The organism is Arthrobacter sp. 10T419 (assembly GCF_056394105.1).
Genome location: NZ_JBFTHF010000004.1, coordinates 93,480 through 115,376 on the forward strand (window position 1 = coordinate 93,480; position 21,897 = coordinate 115,376).

The 21,897-nt window shown below is 68.3% G+C and carries 19 protein-coding genes and 2 riboswitches; of the genes, 12 read left to right on the plus strand and 7 right to left on the minus strand.

Annotated elements, in window-relative coordinates; translation table 11 throughout:
- The first annotated feature begins 37 nt into the window (after positions 1–37).
- The gene (locus AC1DBD_RS09310) at positions 38–1,387 is read left to right on the plus strand and encodes an MFS transporter (RefSeq protein WP_476981940.1); all 1,350 of its coding nucleotides are present in this window, start codon (positions 38–40) and stop codon (positions 1,385–1,387) included.
- A gap of 27 nt (positions 1,388–1,414) precedes the next feature.
- Here the strand turns inward: AC1DBD_RS09310 and serC are convergent, their stop codons facing one another.
- A complete protein-coding gene (gene serC / locus AC1DBD_RS09315; protein WP_476917561.1) occupies positions 1,415–2,545 on the minus strand; it encodes a phosphoserine transaminase in 1,131 nt (376 codons plus the stop codon).
- A gap of 315 nt (positions 2,546–2,860) precedes the next feature.
- On the opposite strand from serC, the gene AC1DBD_RS09320 reads away from it, so the two are divergent.
- The 9 genes from AC1DBD_RS09320 (at position 2,861) to AC1DBD_RS09360 (ending at position 13,490) form a co-directional block, all read left to right on the plus strand.
- Complete coding sequence (locus AC1DBD_RS09320) at positions 2,861–3,553, plus strand: iron-dependent transcriptional repressor DtxR (RefSeq protein WP_175322028.1); 693 nt, start codon at positions 2,861–2,863, stop codon at positions 3,551–3,553.
- Positions 3,554–3,695: 142 nt separating this feature from the next.
- A riboswitch (cyclic di-AMP (ydaO/yuaA leader) is annotated at positions 3,696–3,915 on the plus strand.
- Positions 3,916–3,919: 4 nt separating this feature from the next.
- A complete protein-coding gene (locus AC1DBD_RS09325) occupies positions 3,920–4,738 on the plus strand; it encodes a M23 family metallopeptidase (protein ID WP_441418264.1) in 819 nt (272 codons plus the stop codon).
- A gap of 146 nt (positions 4,739–4,884) precedes the next feature.
- Positions 4,885–5,043: riboswitch (cyclic di-AMP (ydaO/yuaA leader) on the plus strand.
- A 263-nt stretch (positions 5,044–5,306) separates the two neighbouring features.
- Entirely contained in the window at positions 5,307–6,071 is a 765-nt protein-coding gene (locus AC1DBD_RS09330) for an NlpC/P60 family protein (RefSeq protein WP_441418265.1), read from the plus strand.
- 243 nt (positions 6,072–6,314) lie between these two features.
- The gene (locus tag AC1DBD_RS09335; protein ID WP_476981941.1) at positions 6,315–6,815 is read left to right on the plus strand and encodes an HNH endonuclease; all 501 of its coding nucleotides are present in this window, start codon (positions 6,315–6,317) and stop codon (positions 6,813–6,815) included.
- Positions 6,816–6,905: 90 nt separating this feature from the next.
- Positions 6,906–7,616: a molybdenum cofactor guanylyltransferase gene (gene mobA / locus AC1DBD_RS09340; protein WP_476981942.1), complete on the plus strand. Its 711-nt coding sequence runs from the start codon at positions 6,906–6,908 to the stop codon at positions 7,614–7,616.
- The gene (locus AC1DBD_RS09345; RefSeq protein WP_349627252.1) at positions 7,600–7,887 is read left to right on the plus strand and encodes a DUF6457 domain-containing protein; all 288 of its coding nucleotides are present in this window, start codon (positions 7,600–7,602) and stop codon (positions 7,885–7,887) included. The genes mobA and AC1DBD_RS09345 overlap by 17 nt, the downstream gene beginning before the upstream one ends.
- On the plus strand, positions 7,884–9,389 hold the full coding sequence (locus AC1DBD_RS09350) for a molybdopterin-binding protein (protein ID WP_476981943.1): 1,506 nt from the start codon (positions 7,884–7,886) through the stop codon (positions 9,387–9,389). The genes AC1DBD_RS09345 and AC1DBD_RS09350 overlap by 4 nt, the downstream gene beginning before the upstream one ends.
- 87 nt (positions 9,390–9,476) lie before the next feature.
- Positions 9,477–10,361, plus strand: a complete 885-nt coding sequence (gene fdhD / locus AC1DBD_RS09355; protein WP_476981944.1) for a formate dehydrogenase accessory sulfurtransferase FdhD — start codon at positions 9,477–9,479, stop codon at positions 10,359–10,361.
- A 105-nt stretch (positions 10,362–10,466) separates the two neighbouring features.
- Positions 10,467–13,490, plus strand: coding sequence for an alpha-mannosidase (locus AC1DBD_RS09360; protein WP_476981945.1), 3,024 nt, complete (start codon positions 10,467–10,469; stop codon positions 13,488–13,490).
- A gap of 218 nt (positions 13,491–13,708) precedes the next feature.
- Here AC1DBD_RS09360 and AC1DBD_RS09365 read toward each other — a convergent pair whose 3' ends face one another.
- The 5 genes from AC1DBD_RS09365 to AC1DBD_RS09385 form a co-directional block, all read right to left on the minus strand.
- Positions 13,709–14,434, minus strand: coding sequence for a hypothetical protein (locus AC1DBD_RS09365; protein ID WP_476893144.1), 726 nt, complete (start codon positions 14,432–14,434; stop codon positions 13,709–13,711).
- A gap of 61 nt (positions 14,435–14,495) precedes the next feature.
- The gene (locus AC1DBD_RS09370) at positions 14,496–15,281 is read right to left on the minus strand and encodes a hypothetical protein (RefSeq protein WP_476981946.1); all 786 of its coding nucleotides are present in this window, start codon (positions 15,279–15,281) and stop codon (positions 14,496–14,498) included.
- The gene (locus tag AC1DBD_RS09375) at positions 15,278–16,018 is read right to left on the minus strand and encodes a hypothetical protein (RefSeq protein WP_476981947.1); all 741 of its coding nucleotides are present in this window, start codon (positions 16,016–16,018) and stop codon (positions 15,278–15,280) included. The genes AC1DBD_RS09370 and AC1DBD_RS09375 overlap by 4 nt, the downstream gene beginning before the upstream one ends.
- Positions 16,015–16,749, minus strand: coding sequence for a hypothetical protein (locus AC1DBD_RS09380; RefSeq protein WP_476893141.1), 735 nt, complete (start codon positions 16,747–16,749; stop codon positions 16,015–16,017). Before AC1DBD_RS09380 ends, AC1DBD_RS09375 begins: the two co-directional genes overlap by 4 nt.
- An 86-nt stretch (positions 16,750–16,835) precedes the next feature.
- Positions 16,836–17,615 carry a hypothetical protein gene (locus AC1DBD_RS09385; protein ID WP_476981948.1) on the minus strand — a complete coding sequence of 260 codons (780 nt, stop codon included), beginning with the start codon at positions 17,613–17,615 and terminating at the stop codon, positions 16,836–16,838.
- Between the two features lie 260 nt (positions 17,616–17,875).
- Between AC1DBD_RS09385 and AC1DBD_RS09390 the strand changes: the two genes are divergently transcribed.
- Positions 17,876–19,546, plus strand: coding sequence for an ABC-F family ATP-binding cassette domain-containing protein (locus AC1DBD_RS09390; protein ID WP_476909116.1), 1,671 nt, complete (start codon positions 17,876–17,878; stop codon positions 19,544–19,546).
- A complete protein-coding gene (locus AC1DBD_RS09395) occupies positions 19,543–21,456 on the plus strand; it encodes an ABC transporter ATP-binding protein (protein ID WP_441418277.1) in 1,914 nt (637 codons plus the stop codon). Before AC1DBD_RS09390 ends, AC1DBD_RS09395 begins: the two co-directional genes overlap by 4 nt.
- On the opposite strand, the gene AC1DBD_RS09400 is transcribed toward AC1DBD_RS09395, so the two are convergent.
- A complete protein-coding gene (locus AC1DBD_RS09400; RefSeq protein WP_476893193.1) occupies positions 21,453–21,884 on the minus strand; it encodes an NUDIX hydrolase in 432 nt (143 codons plus the stop codon). The two genes, AC1DBD_RS09395 and AC1DBD_RS09400, sit on opposite strands and share 4 nt — an antisense overlap.
- Positions 21,885–21,897: the final 13 nt, after the last annotated feature.

Below are 21,897 nucleotides of genomic sequence, written 5' to 3' on the forward strand. Positions count from 1 at the left end.
TGGGGCCGTTCGGGAGCGTGCAGCGGAAGGTCGGGACATGAGGTCCACCTTCAAATCGCTGCACATCCTGAACTACCGGATCTGGTTCATCGGCGCCCTGATCTCCAATATCGGGACCTGGATGCAGCGCACCGCGCAGGACTGGCTGGTCTTTGACCATCTGAGTGCCCAGGACGCCGGCGCCATGGGCATCACGATGGCCCTGCAGCTGGGACCACAGCTCTTCCTCGCCCCCGTCGCCGGGCTGGTCGCCGACCGCTTCAACCGCAAGCAGCTGCTGGTCCTGACACAGTCCTCCATGGCCGTGTTGAGCGCAGCGCTCGGTGCCCTGGTGCTGTCCGGGGCCGCGCAGCTCTGGCACGTCTACATATTCGCCCTGCTGCTGGGCGTGGTCTCCGCCCTGGACGCCCCGGTGCGCCAGACCTTTGTCTCCGAACTGGTGCGCGACGACTACCTGCCCAACGCCGTGGCCCTCAACAGCGCCTCGTTCAACGTGGCCCGGATGATCGGCCCGGCCGTCGCCGGCCTGCTCACCGTGGCCATCGGGCCCGGCTGGGTCTTCCTGGTCAACACCGTCACGTTCCTGGCGCTGCTCCTGAGCCTGGCCAAAATCCCCGCCGCCTCGCTGCGCCAGCTGCCCCGCGCGCCGGCCGGGAAGGGCCGGATCCGCGAGGGCCTGCGCTACGTGCGTTTCCGGCCGGACATTGTGGTCGTGCTGGTGGCGGTGTTCATCGTGGGAACCCTGGGGCTGAACTTCGTCCTCTTTATCGCTGCCATGGTCGGCACCGAATTCGGCCTCGATGCCGGCGCCTTCGGCCTGATGAACTCGATCATGGCGATCGGTTCGGTCGCCGGAGCGCTGCTCTCGGCCGGGCGGGGCCGGCCGCGGATGCGCGTGATCTTCGGCGCGGCCGGCGCCTTCGGCCTGACCTCCGGCCTCGCCGCGCTGGCGCCGGACTACTTCTGGTTCGGCGTCGCGCTGGTGCCGGTCGGCCTGTTCGCGATCACCATGATGACCAGCGCCAACGGTTACGTCCAGACCACCACGGACCCGGTGATGCGCGGCCGCGTGATGGCCTTGTATATGGCGATCTTCATGGGCGGCACTCCGATCGGCGCACCGCTGGTCGGCTGGGTGGCGAACGTCGCCGGCGCGCGCTGGTCCATGGGGGTGGCGGCGGCCTCCGGGCTGATCGCGGCACTGATCGGCATACTCTGGATTGTCCGGGCCAAGCAGCTGCGGATCGCCTTCAACCGGCGTGCGCGGGGCCTGCGGTATTTCCGGGTCGTCCCCGGCAGTTCTGTGACCGGCGGCTCTGTGACCGGCGGCTCGGTGACCGGCGGCGCCGCCCGGGAGGAAGACCCGGACGACGCCGTCGACCGCTGACGCGTCCCGAAGGGGACGGCGCGGTGGCTACTTCTTGAGCTCGCCGACGACGAAGTCGATGCACTCGAGCAGTGCGGAGACGTCGTCGGGTTCGATCGCCACGAAGGTGGCGATGCGCAGCTGGTTCCGTCCCAGCTTGCGGTACGGCTCGGTATCCACGATCCCGTTGGCGCGCAGGACCTTGGCGATGGCGGAGGCGTCGATCGAGTCGTCGAAGTCGATGGTGGCAATCACGTTGGACCGGTCCTCGGCCCTGGCTACGAACGGCGTGGCGTAGGCGGAGGCCTCGGCCCAGCGGTAGATGCGTCCGGCCGAGTCGGCGGTGCGGGCGGCGGCGAAGTCGAGGCCGCCGTTGGCGTTGAGCCACTGCACCTGCGCGTCCAGGGTCACGAGGGTGGCCAGCGCCGGAGTGTTGTAGGTCTGGTTCAGCCGCGAGTTGTCGATCGCGGTCTGGAGGTCCAGGAAGTCCGGAATCCAGCGGCCGCCGGCCTTGATCCGGGCCGCGCGCTCCAACGCCGCCGGGGAGAACAGTCCAAGCCAGAGGCCGCCGTCGGAGGCGAAGTTCTTCTGCGGGGCAAAGTAGTAGACGTCGGCTTCGGCGACGTCCACGTCCAGGCCGCCGGCCGCGGAGGTGGCATCCACCAGCACGAGGGAGCCTGCATCGGCGCCGGCCACGCGCTTGACCGGCGCTGCGACACCGGTGGAGGTCTCATTCTGCGGCCACGCGTAGGCATCGACGCCGGCCTCGGCCCGCGCCTCGGGTCGGGTGCCGGGTTCGGATTTGATGATCGAGGACTCGGCCAGGAACGGTGCCTTGTTGGTGGCCGCGGCGAACTTCGAGCCGAATTCGCCGAAAGACAGGTGCTGCGCCTTGTTTTCCACGAGGCCGAAGCTGGCAATGTCCCAGAACGCCGTGGACCCGCCGACGCCGAGGATGACCTCGTAGCCCTCCGGGGCGCGGAAGAAGTCGCTCAGTCCGCTCCGGACCGATCCCACGAGGTTCTTGACCGGGGCCTGGCGGTGCGAGGTCCCCAGCAGCGTCGCCGCCGCAGCAGACAGGGCCTCCATCTGCTCCGGCCGGACCTTCGACGGGCCGGCGCCAAACCGGCCGTCCTTGGGCAGGAGGTTCGCGGGGATGGTGATGCTGGTGTCGCTCACAGGGGCTCCAATTTTCGGCTGGGTGTGTGGCGTGGCTTGGACGGGCTCTGCCGGGCGTGACCGGGACCCGCTATTTATTCTGCCCGACGGCCCCACGCGGGTGGGAATAAGGCCCGTCATAGTCCGGTCATTGAGACGGCGGCCCGGCGCCGGGCGGGGCGTAGTCCACAGGTCCGCGCGGCAGCCCACAGATTATCCGGACTAATTCAAAATAGGCTAGGCTGTGCGGTGACGTACGGCGGATCTCGCCAGGGCGCAACCCGCACGCTGTACGGTGGGAATGACGCAAGGACGGCGCTCGAGGAGCTGAGCTGAATGACGGATCTGATCGATACCACCGAGATGTATCTCCGGACCATCCTGGAACTTGAAGAAGAGAACATCATCGCCCTCCGCGCCCGCATCGCCGAGCGGCTCCGTCACTCCGGCCCCACCGTTTCCCAGACCGTCGGCCGCATGGAGCGCGACGGCCTCGTGGTTGTCTCCGGCGACCGGCACCTTGAACTGACCGAAACGGGCCGGAAGCGCGCCATCGAGGTCATGCGCAAGCACCGCCTGGCCGAACGGCTGCTTGCCGACGTGATCGGGCTCGACTGGGCCTACGTCCATGAGGAAGCGTGCCGCTGGGAGCACGTGATGAGCGAACGGGTCGAGCGCCGCATTTTCGAAATGCTGGACCACCCGACCGTGTCCCCCTACGGGAACCCGATTCCCGGACTCGCCGAACTGGGCGGGCTTCCGACGCCGGACCGCGGCGCCGTGGTCAACCTGCTTGACGCCATGGCCGGCTACGGCGCCGATTCGCGGATCACCGTGAGCCGGCTGGCCGAGCCGATCCAGGTCGAGCCGGAGCTGCTGGTCCAGCTGGACGAGGGCGGAATCCGTCCGGGCGCCAGGGTGTCGCTGGAGCGGGTGGGGGAGTACATCTCTGTCCGGGTCCCCGACATTGAAGGCGCCCTCGAGCTGCCTCCCGAGGTCGCCGCCCATGTGTTCGTTACGCTCGGGTAACCCGGCGTCAAAATCCTTCCGCCGGACAGCAGGTAAGTTGTGCACAGGCGAGATAACGGAATTATTACCGCCTGCCTTAATCCCCTATAGTTGATGACTAGCACTGATACTAAAGCGTTATCTGATCCGGAGCCGAGCTCTGCCAGCGGATCAGCCGGCGATTCACCTTCTGGCAGAGGCGGGGGAACCACAACCGGCTGTTGATTCAACAGCCTTGGGGTGAAGTCCGCTAGCGGCAAGCAATTCAAACTGGGACCTCCGTGGATGCCCCTGCGTCTGGATGCTTGCACCGGCGGACCGGGTCTTTGATCTCTCTGACCCGAATCCGACAGCTAACTTCGCAGGCTATCCAGAGAGGAACCGTTCTTGACCACCCAGACCGTCAGGGGCCGCCGTCGTGCGACCGGTCCCGCTCCGGAGCCACGCCCGGCCGCCGTCGTCCTCGACGAGCGCCCGCGTGACGCGCACCGCGAAGCGCGCCGCGGCCGGCGCAGCGCGTTCCGTCAGGTAACAGACTTCGCCGCTGTCAGCGGCGTGGGGCAGAAGGCAGGCATTGCCCTGGCCGCCACGGGTTTGGTCCTCACCGTTACAGTTCCGGCCACCGGCCCCGTGATGGCCACCGATGCGGCCAGGTCCGGTTCGGTTTCCGCGGCGGCCCAGCCCGAGGTCAAGGCCCCGGCCGCCGAGATCAACTTCAACCGCACGGCCGTCACCACCAAGGGTGACCCGGACAGCAAGCTCAAGCAGTTGCTGAGCGCGCAGTCCGTCGGCAGCATCACCCGGGCAGCCTCCGCGGGCAGCCTCGGGGCGCCGCTGGATTCCATGGTCACGGCCTCGCCGTTCGGCTACCGGGTCAGTCCCATCACGGGAGCCGTCGGGGAATTCCACCGGGGCCAGGACTACGCGGCCCAGTGCGGCACTCCTGTACATGCCGCCGCGAGCGGCACCGTAACCTTTTCCGGCTGGCACCCCTACGGGGGCGGCAACCGGGTCGTGATCGACCATGGCAACGGCCTGGAGACCACGTACAACCACTTGTCGTCCTCCGACGTCCACGTGGGCCAGCAGGTCTCACGTGGCGATGTGGTGGCGATGAGCGGGACCACCGGCGCCTCCACCGGCTGCCACCTCCACTTCGAGGTGATGGTCAACGGGGAAGTTGTTGACCCGCTCGGCTGGCTTTAGCCAAGCCGAGGGACCACTCGCATTTCTGTGACACGCCGTGATCTGAATGTGACATTGAGTCCCAACTGCTGTACCGTATGAAGCACGCCAACTTCTCCGAAGTTGGCGCTCTTGAGTGGATTGCCTAACTCTGCCACCGCTCAAGGTCCGTTCGCATGACATCGTCTGGCAGGGGCGGGGGAACCAATTTTGGTCTTCGCAAGAAGACCTTGGGGTTAAGTCGCAAAGCTTCCCAGGAAGCAGCGCGGCCGGGTGACTCCCATCCGAATCCGACAGCTCACCTCGTAGGCATTGGGAGAGGCTACTTTCGTGTCTTCACGCCACAATGCTGCGCGTTCTCGCGCTGGCGAGGCTCAGTTGAGCCCGCTGAATTCCATGCTCCGTGCCGCCCTTGCCGGCGCCCGGACTGGATCACACAACGCAGTTCCCGCTTTTGGCGCGTCTTCGCAGTACACCCTTCGCTAAGAAACCCGTTTCGGGGCGATCCGGCGTACCCCCAAGATGCCGGAGCGTCCTCAGTCCCGCCTGCAAGCAGCGCGGACCCAAGGATCACGAAAGAGAGAACTGAATGACTACTCGTGCAACCATTGCACGCCACCGCGCGGAGGTCACCAAGACCAACTCGCTGGCTGTCATTGCTAAGGCCGTCGGCGACAACGCCGGTGGTATGGGTCGCCAGGCCGCGGTTATCGCTGCAGCCTCCGGCCTGGTCCTGACCAGCGGTATCGCAGCCAACGCTGCCGAGACCAACGTTCAGCGTGAATCGACTTCCGCTTCGGCCATGGAAGTACAGTCCAACGCACCGGCCACGATCTCCGCGGCCTCCAGCATCGCGATCTCCTACGAGAAGCCTGCTGTCACCACCGCGCCGGCTCCGGTTGTCGAGGCGGCCAAGCCCGTCGTCAACGTCCAGGAAGCGGACACCGCCGTCACCGGTACCGGAACTGGTACCGGCACCGCGGTCACCGCATCGCTGGCCACCAAGGCTCCGGCCGCCGTCAGCGGCATGGGCGCTTCGATCGCCGCTGCTGCCTACGCACAGATCGGTGTCTCCCAGGACTGCACCATGCTGGCCACCAACGCGCTGGCCGCAGTCGGCGTCCACTACCACGGCTGGCCGGCGGGTTACCTGTCCTTGGGCCGCACCGTGAGCGCCGCCGAGGCCCAGCCGGGCGACCTCGCCTACTACCAGAACGGCGGCATGGGCATGGCCCACATCGCCGTTTACGTCGGCAACGGCATGGCCGTCCATGGCGGCTGGAACGGCGGCACCACCGCGCTGTACAGCGTCAACGTGGGCTCCGGCCCGGTCTTCATCCGCGTCGGCGGCTAGGACTTAGGCGCGTCTAACGCCTGAAGCTTTGTGAAGGACCCCTGCCCTCGCGGCAGGGGTCCTTTGCAGTTTGCGGCTCGCTCGCGCCCGACCGCCGAGGCGCGGCCAGGAAGCCCGGCAAAGAAAAATTCGGCAATCCGGGCCTTCGGTGTTTACTCTTGTGGTGTCGATCCATAGCCCGACCATGCACAGGGCAGCCGGCCCTCGTGCCCCTGGCGGGTGCGGCCGTGAAGAGGTATGCGGATGCGCACTCTCGTTCTGAATGCTGGATATGAACCGCTGGCGGTAGTCACCTTCCGCCGGGCGCTGGTGCTTGTACTGACCGGGAAGGCCAGCGTGGTGGCCGAGGGGGATGAGCCCGTGGTGGGTCCGCAGGATATCCTCGGCCGACCGACGGTGATCCTGCTTAACCGGTACATCAGGCCGCGCTACAACACCCTGACGGCCGTGAGCCGCAGGGGAGTGCTCCGCAGGGACAACCACCGTTGCGCCTACTGCGGCAAGGCTGCCCACACCATCGACCATGTCCACCCCAAGTCGCGGGGCGGGGCGGATTCCTGGGAGAACCTGGTGGCGGCCTGCCTGCGCTGCAACAACGCCAAGGGAGACCACACGCCCGCCGAAATGGGCTGGAAGCTGGGCTTCGTTCCCGGGCCGCCGAAGGGCACGATCTGGCAGATCAAGGAACTGGAGAAGCCGACGCCCGCCTGGGATCCGTTCCTGCTCCCCGAAAAGGCGCACTAGGCAGGCGCACCGGGCAGGCGCACTGAGCAGGCGCACCGGCGTCGCGGGCTGACCCGGCCGCGGTGAGGCCGATGCGGCTAGGCTGGGCTGGTGGAATTCGACGCTGTTGTACTCGCCGGGGGCCGGTCCGCCAGGCTTGGCGGCGTACCCAAGGCCCTGCTGACGGTCGACGGCGGCACCCTGCTAAGTCGGTCACTGCAGGCTGCCCGGGGCGCCCGCCGGACCGTCGTCGTCGGCCCCGACCCCGGCGACCTCCCACCAGATGTGCTCGGCTGCCGCGAGGACCCGCCGTTTGGCGGACCCGCCGCCGCGATTGCCGCCGGCCTTTCCGCCCTGGCCGCCGTTGGGCGCGGCGAGCCCACCGCAGCCGGCGCGGCCTCGCTGACCCTCGTGCTGGCCTGCGACATGCCCCGCGTGGCCGACGCCGTCCGCGCCTTGCTCGACGCACTGGCTGATGTCCTCGCCAATGCCCCGGGTGACGCCGCGGCCGGCCCCGTCGACGGGTTCGTGGCCGTTTCGGCGGACGGCCGCCTGCAACCCCTCGTGGGACTTTATGGCACGGCCGCGCTAGAACGCGCCGTCGCCGACGCGGCGCGGCGGAACGCCCTCGAGGGGGGCTCAGTGTTCTCCCTCCTTGCTAGTCTTGAGCTGCGGCAGGTTCCGGTTCCGTCGGGTTCCACCGATGATGTGGACACTTGGGACGACGCCTCCGCCATGGGGGTGTCCACGCCCGGTCCGGGCCAGTCCGGGGCGCTGGGGCCCAACTCAACTTTGGAGGCAAACGGTGAAGAGCCAGGATGAAACGCTTGAAGACTGGTGCCGTGCGCTGCTCCAGGCCCTTGAGCTCGAAGATGTCGAGATCGACATCAACGAAGTGCTGGGGCTGGCCGGTGTGGCCGCCCACTCCGTCGTCCGGCCGGCCGCGCCGCTGACCACCTTCATCGCCGGCTTCGCCGCCGGCCTGGCGTCCGGATCCGGCCAGGCGCCGGACAGCGTGTCAATGCAGGCCGCCATGGGCGTGGCCCGGAAGCTCGCCAAGGAGTACGCCGCCGCCGAGGCTTCCGGGGCATGACCCCGGAGCCCCCTGACGGCAGCAGCGGCGTCGAGGACGACGATTCCGTGTCCGAACCGTCCGCCGCGCCACCGGATGCCGACGCCTCCGTCGACAATAACGCCCACGACGACGATGACGCCGACGACGGCGCCGCGGCCGTCGCGGAGGCGCCGCACCGGCATCTCGCCCACAGCTGGCAGGAAGCCCGGCAACTGGCCTTCGACTGCGCCGTGCCCATCCCGTCCTCGCCCATTCCGCTCCGGCACGCCTTGGGCCGGACGCTGGCCGAGGACCTGACAGCACTGCATGACATGCCCCACTACGCCTCCTCCGCGATGGACGGCTGGGCGGTCAACGGCAGCGGCCCGTGGATCCTGGCCGAGCCGGGCCAGCGGCTGGCCCCGCACCAGGCGAGCCCGATCAACACCGGTGGACTGATCCCGCCGGGTGCGAAAGCCGTGCTCCGCAGCGAGAGCGGCGTCATCGCCCCGGACGAGGACGGGCTGCCGGTCCTGAAACTGGGCGGTGGCGCCAAGCCCGGGGAACCCCGCAACGGCGAACACATCCGCAAGGCCGCGGAGGAAGCCGCCGCCGGAGAGGTGCTGATCAAGGCCGGCGCCGTGCTCAACCCCGCGCACCTGGCCCTGGCCGCCCTCGCCGGTCACGACGCCCTGCCGGTCCTCGGCAAGGCGATGGTGCGGCTGGTGCTCACCGGCGCCGAAGTCGTCAGCACCGGCGTCCCAGCGCCGGGGGAGGTGCGGGACACGTTCGGGCCGCAGCTCGGCGCCGTCGTGGAAATGCTCGGCGGAATCTGCGCGGGCGAGGTCAAGATCGGGGACAGCGACGCCGATTGGCTCGCCGCGCTCGAAGACACCGAAGACACCGGCGCAGCTCACGATCCGGTGGGCGGCGCGGAGCCGGCCGGCGAGACACTCCCGGCCGACGTCGTGATCACCACAGGCGGCACCGGCCGCTCCGGCACTGACCATCTCAGGCGCACGGTTGCGGAATTGGGCGGCAGGCTGCTGATTGATGGCATCGCCATGCGCCCGGGCCATCCCGCGGTGCTGGCCGAACTGCCGGACGGGCGCTTCGTCATCGGGCTCCCCGGGAACCCGCTCGCCGCCATGATGGCGCTGTCCACGATTGGCGCCCCGCTGCTGGCCGCGCTGGGCCACGGGACGCCGCCGCCGGTGACGGAGGTGCCGTGCGGGACCATGATCGAGCCCGACCCCGGCCGGACCAGGCTGATGCCGTTCCGTATGCTGTACGGGATGGCATCGCCGGCGCACCACACCGGCCCGGGCATGATGCGGGGACTGGCGGCGGCCGACGGCATCCTGGTGGTCCCGCCGCACGGCGTCCAGCTGGGGGAGCCGGTCCCGGCGTTTGCCCTCCCGTGGGGAGCCGCGCTTCCGGAGCCCGCCCCCGCGAAGGCTGCCGCCAAACCGGCCACCAAGCGCACCGCCAGGAAGCCGGCACCGGAGGGTCCGGTTGACTGGAGCGGTCTGCTTGGCTGACGCCCGGACAGAGTTCATGATGGATTCAGGGGAGAGCCGCCGCAGCTGGCGGCCGAACCCGTACTTAACGCTGATGAGGAGTATCCGATGGGCCGCGTGACACAGCGCCGCAAGGTGCACAAATTTGTCCTGGACGGCTCGCCGCAGGCGCTCGAGTTCCCGGTCCGGCACCGGGAAGACGTGTTGGCGGTCGAGGAGCCGCTTGAGATCCGGCTGGGCAATCTGTCCTTTTCCGTCACGATGCGGACCCCGGGCAACGACTTCGACCTTGTTGCCGGGTTCCTGGTCTCGGAGGGCGTCATCTGGACGCCGGATCAACTCGTCTCGCTGCGCTTCTGCGCCGGCGAGGACGAGGACGGCATCCAGACCTTCAACGTCGTCGAAGCGCAGCTGCGCCCCGACGTCGTCCGGCCGGACACGGGGCGAAACTTCTTCACCTCCAGCTCCTGTGGGATCTGCGGCACCGACTCGATCGACGCCGTGCGCAAGTCCTCGCACTTCAGCCCGGCAGCGGACCCGCTGACCGTGCCGGTGGAGACCCTCGCCTCGCTGCCGGACCGGCTGAGGGAGGCCCAAACCGTTTTCGACGTCACCGGCGGCGTGCATGCGGCGGGACTCTTCCGGATTGCCGACGACGGCTCGGCCGAGCTGCTTTGCCTGCGCGAGGATGTGGGCCGGCACAACGCAGTGGACAAGGTGGTGGGCTGGGCGCTGCGCGAAGGCCTGCTGCCCTTGAGCGGGACCGTGCTCCAGGTTTCCGGCCGGGCATCCTTCGAACTGGTGCAGAAAGCCTCGCTGGCCGGGATCCCGGTGCTGGCCGCCGTCAGCGCGCCCTCCAGCCTGGCCGTCGAACTCGCCGAGGACAGCGGGATGACCCTGGCCGGGTTCAGCCGTGGCACCACCTTGAACGTCTACGCCGGCCACGAACGCGTGTCCATGCGGCAGTCATCGGCCAGCGGCGCCCCCGCTTAACAACGTTGGCTTAACCGAGGCGGCCGACGTAGATTTTATCCATCGACTGGACACAGGGGTCGACCACGACTTGGCAACACCGGCACCAGCGCGAAGAGGATCACATTGCACGACGACCGCCGTCTCACGGAAGTCCGGCTGGACCGCTTTCTGCGCGAACGCATCATCCCCGCCGTGTACCCGCGCCGGGTCCCGCTCACGCTAAGCAGCTGGGACGTTGCGGGGGAACCGGTCCCGGTACAGGATGCGCTGCGGCAGACGTTCGTCCCGCAGGATCAAGGGGCGGCGTGGGGACAGCCATGGAGCACCAAGTGGCTGCGCCTCCAGGGCGAGGTCCCCGACTCCTGGGGCAGCCGCGCGGACACCGCCGTCGAAATCCTGGTGGACCTCGGCTTCAGCGGTGACCTGCCCGGGTTCCAGTGCGAGGGTACGGCCTGGCGGGCCGACGGATCGGTAATCAAGGCGATCTCCCCGCGGAACCAGTACATCCCCCTCAAGCTGCTGGGCAGCGGCATGTCCGTGGACTTCTACGTCGAAGCCGCTGCGAACCCCGACCTCTCGCAGGGCTGGACCTTCGCAGCTACCCCTTACGGCGATAAGGCGACCGCCGGCACCGAGCCGCAGTACCGGCTGGGTCCGATCGTCATCGCCGAGCTCAACCAGGCCGTCTGGGAACTGCACCAGGACATTGCCACGCTTAGCGGGCTGATGCACGAACTCCCCATGGAGCTGCCCCGACGGCACGAGATCCTCCGTGCGCTGGAACGGATGCTGGACGTCATGGACCCGGACGATGTCCCCGGCACCGCTGCCGACGGCCGTGCCGCGCTCGCCGAAGTCCTCGCCCGGCCGGCCTACGCCTCGGCCCACCAACTCGTCGCCACCGGCCACGCTCACATCGACTCTGCCTGGCTGTGGCCGGTCCGGGAAACCATCCGGAAGTGTGCGCGGACCTTCTCCAACGTCGTGGCGCTGATGGACGAGGACCCTAGCTTCGTCTTTTCCTGCTCGTCGGCGCAGCAGCTGGCCTGGATCAAGGAGTACTACCCGGAGCTGTTCGGGCGCATCCGGGAAAAGGTCAAAACCGGCCAGTTCGTCCCGGTGGGGGGCATGTGGGTCGAATCGGACAGCAACATGCCGGGAGGCGAAGCCATGGCGCGCCAGTTCCTGGAGGGCAAGAGCTTCTTCCTGGCCGAGTTCGGCGTCGAATGCCAGGAAGCGTGGCTGCCGGACACCTTCGGCTACTCCGCCGCGCTGCCGCAGATCGTCAAGGCCGCCGGCAGCCGCTGGTTCCTGACCCAGAAGATTTCCTGGAACCAGGTCAACCGGATGCCGCACCACACCTTCCACTGGGAAGGGATCGATGGCACCCGGCTCTTCACGCACTTCCCGCCCGTGGACACCTACAGCTCCGAAATCAGCGCCCGGGAGCTGGCACACGCCGAACGCAACTACCGGGACCACGGCCGCGGCACCATGTCCCTGCTCCCGTTCGGCTACGGCGACGGCGGCGGCGGACCCACCCGGGAGATGCTGGCGGCGGCGCAGCGCAACGCGGACCTGGAAGGTTCGCCGAAGGTGCGGCTGGGCTCGGCCGCGGAGTTCTTCGCCGGCGCCGAGGAGGAATACCAGGGCCTCCCGGTCTGGGTGGGCGAGATGTACCTGGAACTCCACCGCGGCACGTATACCAGCCAGGCCAACACTAAACGGGGCAACCGACGCAGCGAGCACCTCCTCCGGGAGGCGGAACTCTGGTGCGCCACCGCCGCGGTCCGAGCCAGCGCCGCGTACCCGGCGGCGGAGCTCAAGCGGCTCTGGCGGCTGGTGCTGCTGCAGCAGTTCCATGACATCCTTCCCGGCAGCTCGATCGCCTGGGTGCACCAGGACGCGGAGCGGAACTACGACGCCGTCGCCCGCGAGCTGGAGGCGATCACCGCCGCCGCCGCCGTGGCCGTGTTGGGAGAGGGCGAGCAGGAGTTCCTGCTCAACGCGGCCCCGCACCCCCGCCGCGGTGTCCCGGCGCTCGCCGCCGCCACGCCCGTCAACGCGGCCGCACCCGTGCAGTCCACGGATGCCGACGGCGGCCACGTGCTGGACAACGGGATCATCCGCGCGGTGGTGAACGCAGACGGACTCCTGGTCTCGCTGCGGGACCACGCCAGCGGCCGTGAAGCAATCGCGCCGGGGGAGTTCGGCAATCTCCTCGAACTGCACCGGGACACCCCAAACGAATGGGACGCCTGGGATATCGACGCGTTCTACCGCCGCAACGTCACCCCGCTGACGGAGGCCCGCTCCTTGACGCTGGAACGCGACGGCGGGGCCGTCGTCGTCGTGGTGGAGCGGCTGGCCGGAACCTCCGCCGTGACCCAGCGGATCCGGCTGGAACCGGGTGCGCCGTCGCTGGCGATCTCCACCGCGGTGGACTGGCAGGAACGTGAGAAGCTGCTTAAGCTCGGCTTCGCCCTCGACGTCCGGGCCGATCGCTCGGCCTCGGAGACGCAGTTCGGCCATGTGTTCCGGCCCACCCACCTCAACACCTCGTGGGAGGCCGCCAAGTTCGAGATCTGCGCACACCGGTGGATCCACGTGGCCGAGCCCGGGTACGGCGTCGCGGTCTCGAACGCCGCCAGCTACGGTCACGACGTCACCCGCAAGATCCGCGCGGACGACGGCGGGACCACCACCACCGTCCGGGTTTCGCTGTTGCGGGCACCCAAGTTTCCGGATCCGGACGCGGACCGCGGCCGGCACGAACTGACGGTCACCGTGCGGCCAGGCGCCAGCATCGCCGACGCCGTCGAGGAGGGGTACCGCACCAACCTCGCCCCGCGCGTGGTCAGGGGAGCCCGCGGCGCGGAGCCGCTGTTCACGGTCTCCAATCCCGCCCTCGTGATCGAGGCGGTCAAACTGGCGGAGGACGGCTCCGGCGACGTGATCGTCCGCCTTTACGAGTCACTGGGGGAGCGCTCCGCCGGCACGGTCTTGGCCCAATTCGCCGCCACGGGGGTGCGGACCGTGGACCTCCTGGAACGTCCCGCGGACGCACCGGGCGTAACGATTCAGGACGGTTCCGCGGAGCTGGTCCTGCGGCCGTTCCAATTGCTGACCCTGAGATTCCAGCGCTGAGCCTTCTTTGCCCGGGTCAAGCGGCCAGCCGAAGCTTGATTCCCGTTAAACAGGCTGAGTGGGAGCGGTCCTTGCGGACCGCTACCACTCATCCCCCCAATGGCGCTTGGACGCCCCGCCAGGTTCCGTAAGACTGAATCCCCATTCACGGATGCTGGCCGGCGTTTTCACACATTCATGATTATCTCACGGTCTAATGATTTTGTGAATCCCCTGGCTCACGACTGAGGAAACGTTGCCGGAGTGTTACGTGGCGGGCGGCCGCTTTGCCCGGAGAACCAGAAGGCGAGGAGTCCCAGGACGTATCCCAGCACCGCCAGGTAGTTCACGAACAGCCGGGGCAAATCCCATGACTCCGGGGCGAAGGACACGGGCACGCTCGCGACGGCCGCCACGGCTCCCACCATGGTCAAGGCGGCGCCGGTCCGCACCAGCCGTGGCAGGGCTGCCTTGATGGCTGCCCGCAGTGAAGGGAGCAGGAGCAGCGAAACAAACGCGGGGTAGCTGCGGCCGGCTGCCGCGTAGAGCGGGGCGAGAACGGCGTTACGCCCGCTGCCTGTCATGTCTTGAAGACCGGCTGAAGAACCCCGGGTGTCCATCAGGAAGAACGTCACTCCGACGGCCAGGCACGCGGCTGCCAGCGCCCAGCGTCCCGCGCGGCCGGTGATCAGCTCCTTCGCGCGGGCTGCGCCCAGCCCCGCGGCCAGGCGCAGCCCGACCAGGAAGACCATTCCGAACACAATGAAGCGCAGAACCAGGTTGGTGAGGTTCAAGCTCCCCAGCGCACCATCGATCGCCGCGTAGGGTCCGGGGATGCTGAGCAGACTGCAGAGGGTGGCGAGGAACAGGATCCCGAACACAGCCCTGTTGCGACCGCGCAGGGCATCCGGCAGACGCAGTAACAGAACCAGGCCGCAAATAATCAGCGTTCCCCATTCAAGCATGTCCACCTCCTACTCACTCCGGCTTGGGCTCCCGGCGCCGCGGGCCCTTGAACTCTCTCACCTAGTCGCGTCCAATCTCACCCGGAGTCTTCGTTGATGACCCTTGGAGTCGCGGGGCTTTTCCCGCCGCTTCCTCCGGCAGCTGCCGGGTTGCCGCGACCCGCGCCAGCCAGATGACGGTCAGACCAATGCTGAGGCCAAGCGCGGCGGTGAAGTTGATCTTCGCCTGGACCCCGGATGAGCCTGGCGCAAAGAGCGGAAACAGGGCCGCAGCAATCAGTGCTGCGTACCCGAAGGACAAGAGCCCGGCACCGATCCGGATCGCGGCCGGCAAACGCCCCCTGACGGCACGCAGCGTAGCAGGGACCAGGCAGGCTGCCACGAAGGCGGGGTAGACCCTCCCCGCTGTCGCGTACAGTCCGATTAGCTGGGCGTTTTCCGCGCTCCGCAGGGGCAGCCCGTTGAGGCCAGTGGAGGAGCCGGTGGTGTCCGCCAGCAGGAACAGAACCGCAGTGGCAACTGCGATGGCGCCGAGCACGGCCAGCCCCAACGGCCCTGAGACGCGGCGGAGGCCGTTCCCGTCACCGAAGGCCTTCGCGGTGCGGTAGCCGGCCAAGGCCACCGCCCCGTATACGAGAAACCTCAAGATGAGGTTTGCGTAGTTGGCGCTCCCAAGCCACGCGTCGACGGCCAGGTACGGGCCATCGATGCTCAGCAGGATCGCGCCGGCCGAGAGGAGGAAGGCGCCAACAATTGACCGGTTGCGGCCCTTGATGGCGTCGGGGACGCGGGCTAAGGCGACGGCGCCGCAGATCGCCAAGGCCGACCACTGCAGGACCGCGGTCATCTATCTGCTCCGCGGGTCCGGCTTCGCGGCGGACGCTTGGCCGCCAGACGCCCCACCCAGATCAGAACGAGCCCGAGCACAAGGCACAGAATGCCGGTGTAATTGATGACAAACTCCCAGCTGGACAGCCCGGCCGGAATGATCGGGAATGCCAGTGTCAATGCGATGGCCACGGACCCGATGCCCAGGGCAACGGCGCTGCCGCGGATAATCAGCGGGAGCCTGCCGATGGCCGTCCTGGCCAGCGCGGGCAGCAGGGCCAGCAGGACGAAGGCCGGATAGAGCCTTCCGGCGGCGCCGTAGTACTCGGCCAGCACGGCATTGCGGCCGCTGCTGGCCGCCACCCCGGCAAGTCCCGCGGAGGACCCGGCCGTGTCCATCATCAAGAACAGGATGGTGACGGCGGCGCACGACAGTAGCGCCATACCGATCCCCAAAGGACCCGTCAGGAAGCGCCGGGCATCGTCGGCACTGAAGCCTTTCGCGAGCTGGAGGCCCAGGAAGAACACCGCGGCGAACCCAATGAAACGCAGCACCAGATTCGCTATGTTGAAACCGCCCAGTACCTGGTCAATTGCCTGGTACGGTTCCTCGATGCTTAGCAAGATGGTCAACATGATCAGGACAAGGACGTAGAAGACGGGCCGGTTTTCACCCCGCCGGGCACTGGGGATCCGGGCAAGCGCCACCAGGGTGCACACTGCGAAGGTGCTCCATTGCAGGGCGCCGACGTTCATCCGAGGTTCTCCCAGATCTTTTCGGCTTGCGCCTGCTCCTGCTCCTGGCGGCGGAGTGTCTTGCCCAGGGCTTGGAGCCGCTCACCGGCCAAGGCAACCAGCTCGCCGTCGGACAGTGCATCCAGCGCGGACTGCCGGGCATCCGCGGGCCAGCCGGCTTCGGCCTCGGTGATGAGCCCCGTCGCGACGAGGCCGCCCGTCAAGCCCACGCCCCCGGCGCGCGAGGTTGCCACCGCAAGTTCCGGCGAGAGCCGGTTCGCGGTCAGCTGGGCTGAATAGTTCTGCGGGGCGACGCCGGTAGCGGCGGAAACGCGGTGGCGGAGTTCGCCGTCGTCGATGGCGTCCACCCAGTTTCGCACCGAGGTGGCGTGCGGAGCCGGGCTGAGCACGCGGAGCGTCCCAGTGCCGTTCTCGTGGTCCTGAGCGGAACGGGTAATGACGGCCCGCAGCAGGTCCATGGTGGCGACCTGGCTGACGAGCTCCGCCGGGGTGGGCGGCTGGGCAAGCCGGGTCAGGTCCGCGTACGTGCTGAAGTCGGCGAGCGATTCAGCGGGGTTCAGGCCGAGGGCCCGGCTGATGCTCACCACGGTGGTTTCGGCGACCTTGCCGCGCACCAGTTGCTGTGCCAAAGTGGTGCGCTTGACGCCGGAGATCCTGCAAATGTCCGCGGTGCTCATTGCCGGGGCAACGCCATGGAGCCAGAGTTGAAACGCTTTGGCGGGTAGTGCCATCTATGACTTTCTGCAGGGTCTTGCGCGGACTTAGCTGCTGGGCCGCTACACCGCCGGAGAAGCGCGGTGCCGCAACCCTCACATCATCATAATTCTTCAGCCGCGATCTTTTCTTGACCTTGCCCGCGGTGCGCGTCGGCCAAGGACGGGCTGTTTCGCGGGCCGCGTCGCGCGGACACCCTTCCCAGCCAGATCAGCGACAGGCCCACCATCAGCCCGAGCACCCCAACCAAGCTGATGATGTATTGGATGAAGGCCAGGCGCTGGGGCAGGAGGTCGCTGATGGGCAGAAGGATCATGGCGGCGGATCCGGCCGTCAGGAGTGCCGCTCCGCCGCGAACGAGCCCCGGCAGGCGGGATCGAAGGGCCTTGATGGTCGCCGGCAGAAGGCAGGCCGCCACGTATGCCGGGTAGAGCCGGCCGGCCGTCGTATAGAGGGCGATCAGCTGGCGGTTAGGGCCGCTCTGGTCCGGCAGCGTGGCCAGTCCCACTGAGGTGCCGGCGGTATTCGCCATCAGGAACGGCACTGCGGTGGCGAGGCAGATGGTCGCCAGCGCCGCCAGGCCCACGGGGCCGAGGAGCAGGCGGAGGCTGTGGGTGTTCTCAAAGCCCTTGACAATCTTGTACCCGGCCAGCAGGACGGTTCCATAAACCACATAGCGCAGCGCCAGGTTGGCGTAGTTGTAGGAACCCAGGAAACCGTCGATCAGCGTGTAGCTCCACTGGATGCTCAGCACCATGCCCACCGTGACAAGCAGGAAAATGCCGAAGAGCGAGCGGTTTTCTCCGCGCAGCGCCGCTGGCAGGCGGAGGAAGGTGATCAGGGCACAGACAGCCAGGACGAACCATTGCAGGGCACTGATCATGGGCGTTTCCTTTTCCAGCGCGTCCGCACGTGCTTCCGTTGTGCGTCTTCACTCACGAGGGTCCGAGACGCTGGCAATTTTGCCGTGGGACCCAATTCAACTATGCTAGATGCTCGAACCCGCTGGTCCGTACACCCCCCAAGTCCGGACCAGCGGGTTCTTCTATGCCCGGCGGGTTGTCGGCGGATCTGCTACGAATTTCCGGCCCCTGACGGCTGCCTGCGGCCGTCCGTTTTGGGCCTCAGTGAGAGAATGGACTAATGACTGCAACCCTTGTTGCCAAGGACCTTTCCGGTGGTCACGACCACCGGACTCTCTTCTCCAAACTCTCCCTCACCGTCGCGCCGGGCGACGTCGTCGGCGTCGTGGGCGCCAACGGTGCCGGCAAGTCCACGCTGCTGCGGCTGCTCGCCGGCGTCGACCAGCCGCAGGAGGGAACGGTGAGCCTTGCCCCGGCCGACGCGTTCGTCGGGTGGCTGCCGCAGGAGCATGAACGGATCGACGGCGAAACCGTGGCCGGCTACATCGCCCGGCGCACCGGTTGCGGCCAGGCGACGGCGGACATGGAGTCCACCGCGGAGGCGCTGGGAACCGGCGCCCCGGGTTCCGAGGACGCGTACTCGGTGGCGTTCGACCGCTGGATGGCGTCCGGCGCCGCGGACCTGGAAGAGCGGATTCCGCCGGTACTGGCGGACCTGGGCCTCGAAGTGGGACCCGACGCCGCGATGACCGGGCTCTCCGGCGGGCAGGCCGCCCGGGTGGCGCTCGCGGCCCTCCTGTTGAGCCGCTTCGACATCGTGCTCCTCGATGAGCCCACCAACGACCTCGACCTGGGCGGCCTGGCCAAGCTGGAGGCCTTCGTCCAGGGACTGCGCGGCGGCGTCGTCCTGGTCTCGCACGACCGGGAGTTCCTGGCCCGCTGCGTGACCACGATCGTGGAATTGGACCTGGCGCAGAACTCCGTCGCGGTTTACGACGGCGGCTACGAGGCCTACCTGGAGGAGCGCGCCGTGGCCCGCCGGCACGCCCGGGAACGCTATGAAGAGTTCGCCTCCACCAAGGCAGACCTGGTCTCCCGCGCCCGCACGCAGCGTGAATGGAGCTCCCAGGGCGTCCGCAACGCGATGAAGAAGAGCCCGGACAATGACAAGATCCGCCGGGCAGCGAGCACCGAGTCCTCGGAAAAGCAGGGGCAGAAGGTCCGCCAGATGGAATCACGGATCGCCCGGCTCGAGGAAGTCGAGGAACCGCGCAAGGAATGGCAGCTGCAGTTCAGCATCGGGGCGGCGCCGCGCTCCAGCGCCGTCGTCGCGACCCTGCGGGACGCCGTCGTACACCAGGGGGACTTCACCCTGGGGCCGGTGAACCTGCAGCTCAACGCCGGCGAGCGGATTGGCATCACCGGGCCCAACGGGGCGGGCAAGTCCACCCTGCTGCGCCTGCTGCTCGGCGTGCAGCGGCCCGACGCCGGCGACGCCTCCATGGGCGCCTCGGTGGCGGTCGGGGAAATCGACCAGGCCCGCGGGCTGCTGGCGGGGCACCTCAAGCTTGCCGACGCCGTTGAAGCCGTGCTGACGGACCAGACCCCGGCGGAGGTGCGCACCCTGCTGGCCAAGTTCGGGCTCAAGGCCGACCACACTGCCCGGCCCGTTGACTCGCTCTCACCGGGCGAACGGACCCGGGCCGCGCTGGCGCTCCTGCAGGCCCGCGGAGTGAACCTGCTGGTCCTCGACGAGCCGACCAACCACCTGGATCTTCCCGCGATCGAGCAGCTGGAGGAAGCCCTCGACAGCTACGACGGCGCCCTGCTGCTCGTCACACACGACCGCCGACTGCTGGAAAACGTGCGCCTTGACGTGCGCTGGAACGTCGTCGACGGCGTCGTCACCGAACTGCTGGGCGCGAGCGCCCCGAAAGGTACCAACCGATGAGCATGGACCGGGTTGCCTGGAGCTCCCTTTACAACATCACCCGCGCCTCGAGCGGCTCCAAGCCGTTCTCCAAGGAACTGCTCAAGCGCGTGTTCGGCTTTGCCCGGCCGCACCGGGGCCGGCTGATCGCCTTCGTGCTGCTGTCCATCGTGATGGCGGTCCTCGCGGTCGCCACGCCGGTGCTCGCCGGCCAGGTGGTGGACGCGATCATCGCGAAGGCGGACGCCGGCACCGTGATCTGGCTGGCCGTGCTGATCGCGATCGTGGCGGTCGCCGAGGCCGGGATCGGGCTGGTGACGCGCTGGCTGTCCTCGACCATCGGTGAAGGCGTGATCGTGGACCTGCGCACCAAGGTCTTCGACCACGTGCAGAAGATGCCGATCGCGTTCTTCACCCGGACCCGCACCGGGGCGTTGGTCAGCCGGCTCAACAACGACGTGATCGGCGCGCAGTCGGCCTTCGCCGGCACGCTCTCCGGTGTTGTCAGCAACGTGGTGGCGCTGGCCCTCACCCTCGTGGTGATGCTGAACAAGTCCTGGCTCGTTACCGTGCTGGCCATGATCCTGCTGCCAATCTTCCTCATCCCGGCCCGCCGGATGGGCTCCAAGCTGGCCGAGCTGCGCCGCGAGGCGGCCGAGCACAACGCCGCCATGGGCACGCAGATGACGGAACGCTTCTCCGCCCCCGGCGCCACCCTGGTGAAGCTCTTCGGCAGGCCCGACGAGGAATCCCACGAATTCGCGCTTCGCGCCGGCCGGGTGCGGGACATCGGCGTCCGCACCGCCATGCTCCAGTTCACCTTCGTCACGGCCCTGACCCTGGTTTCGGCCCTTGCCCTCGCGCTGGTCTACGGCCTGGGCGGCTGGCTGGCCCTTGGCGGGCAGCTCGCCGCGGGCGACGTCGTCGTGCTGGCACTGCTGCTCACCCGCCTGTACGCGCCGCTCACCGCGCTGTCCAACGCCCGGGTGGAAATCATGAGCGCCCTGGTCAGCTTCGAGCGGGTCTTCGAGATCCTGGACCTCAAGCCGCTCATCCAGCAGAAGCCGGACGCGGTGGAATCGCCACGCGGCCCGCTCTCGGTGGAGTTCGACGACGTCCGCTTCTCCTACCCCTCGGCGGACAAGGTCTCGCTGGCCTCGCTCGAGGACGTCTCCACGCTGGACACCCGCGGCGGCGAGGAAGTGCTGCACGGGATCAGCTTCCGGGTGGAACCGGGCCAGACCGTGGCGCTGGTGGGTTCCTCGGGCGCCGGCAAGTCCACCATCGCGCAGTTGCTCTCACGGCTCTACGACGTCGATTCGGGCGCCGTCCGCTTCGGCGGTGCGGGGTCCGGCGCCGGCGTGGACGTCCGCGACCTCACCTTCGATTCGATGCGCGAAACCCTGGGCATGGTCACGCAGGACGGGCACCTCTTCCACGAGAGCATCGCCTCCAACCTGCGCCTGGCCCGCCCGGGCGCCAGCGAAGAACTGATGTGGGACGTGCTGCGCCAGGCCCGGCTTGAGGACATGATCCGCTCGCTGCCGGACGGGCTGGACACCGTGGTGGGGGAGCGCGGCTACCGACTCTCGGGAGGCGAACGGCAGCGGCTCACCATCGCCCGCCTGCTCATCGCCCAGCCGCGGGTCGTGATCCTGGACGAGGCCACGGCCGCGCTGGACTCGACGAACGAGGCCGCGGTGCAGGAAGCGCTTGGCGCGGCGCTCGAAGGCCGCACCGCCGTGGTGATCGCGCACCGGCTTTCCACGATCCGCGCCGCCGATGCCATCCTGGTGGTCGAGGACGGCACGATCGTGGAACGCGGGACGCACAACGAACTCCTCGCCGCCGAGGGGCGCTACGCAGAGCTCTACCGGACCCAGTTCGCCGAGGCCACCGCGGTGGCCGCTGAGGCGGTGCCGGAACTCTAGCTTTTCCGGGCCGCCTTCGCGGCGAGGGCCGGCAGAACATGGTCCGTAAGCAGCGGAGCCAGGTCGTCCGGCAGCCCGGCGGCCAGGTCCAGCCAGCGGATTTCGGCGATCTCCGCCGACGGGTGCGCCGTCCAGCTGCCTGCTGCATTAACTAACGTGGGCGCGGTGAACACCGTGGCCTCGATCTGCGTGGCGGCCTCGTTGGCGGCCTCGGCCAGCCAACTTCCGAAGGGTTCGAGGTCCTCGGGCGCCACAATGATGCCGACTTCCTCCTCGAGTTCCCGGGACGCCGCCTGTGCCGCGGATTCACCGGCTTCGGGTTTGCCGCCCGGATGCATGAACTTGTCAGTGCCGCGCTTGCGGACGGTGAGGAGGCGTCCGGCGTCGTCAAAGACGCAGACGGCGGACACCACGATGCGGGGGTTCACGGCCGCTCGGTGC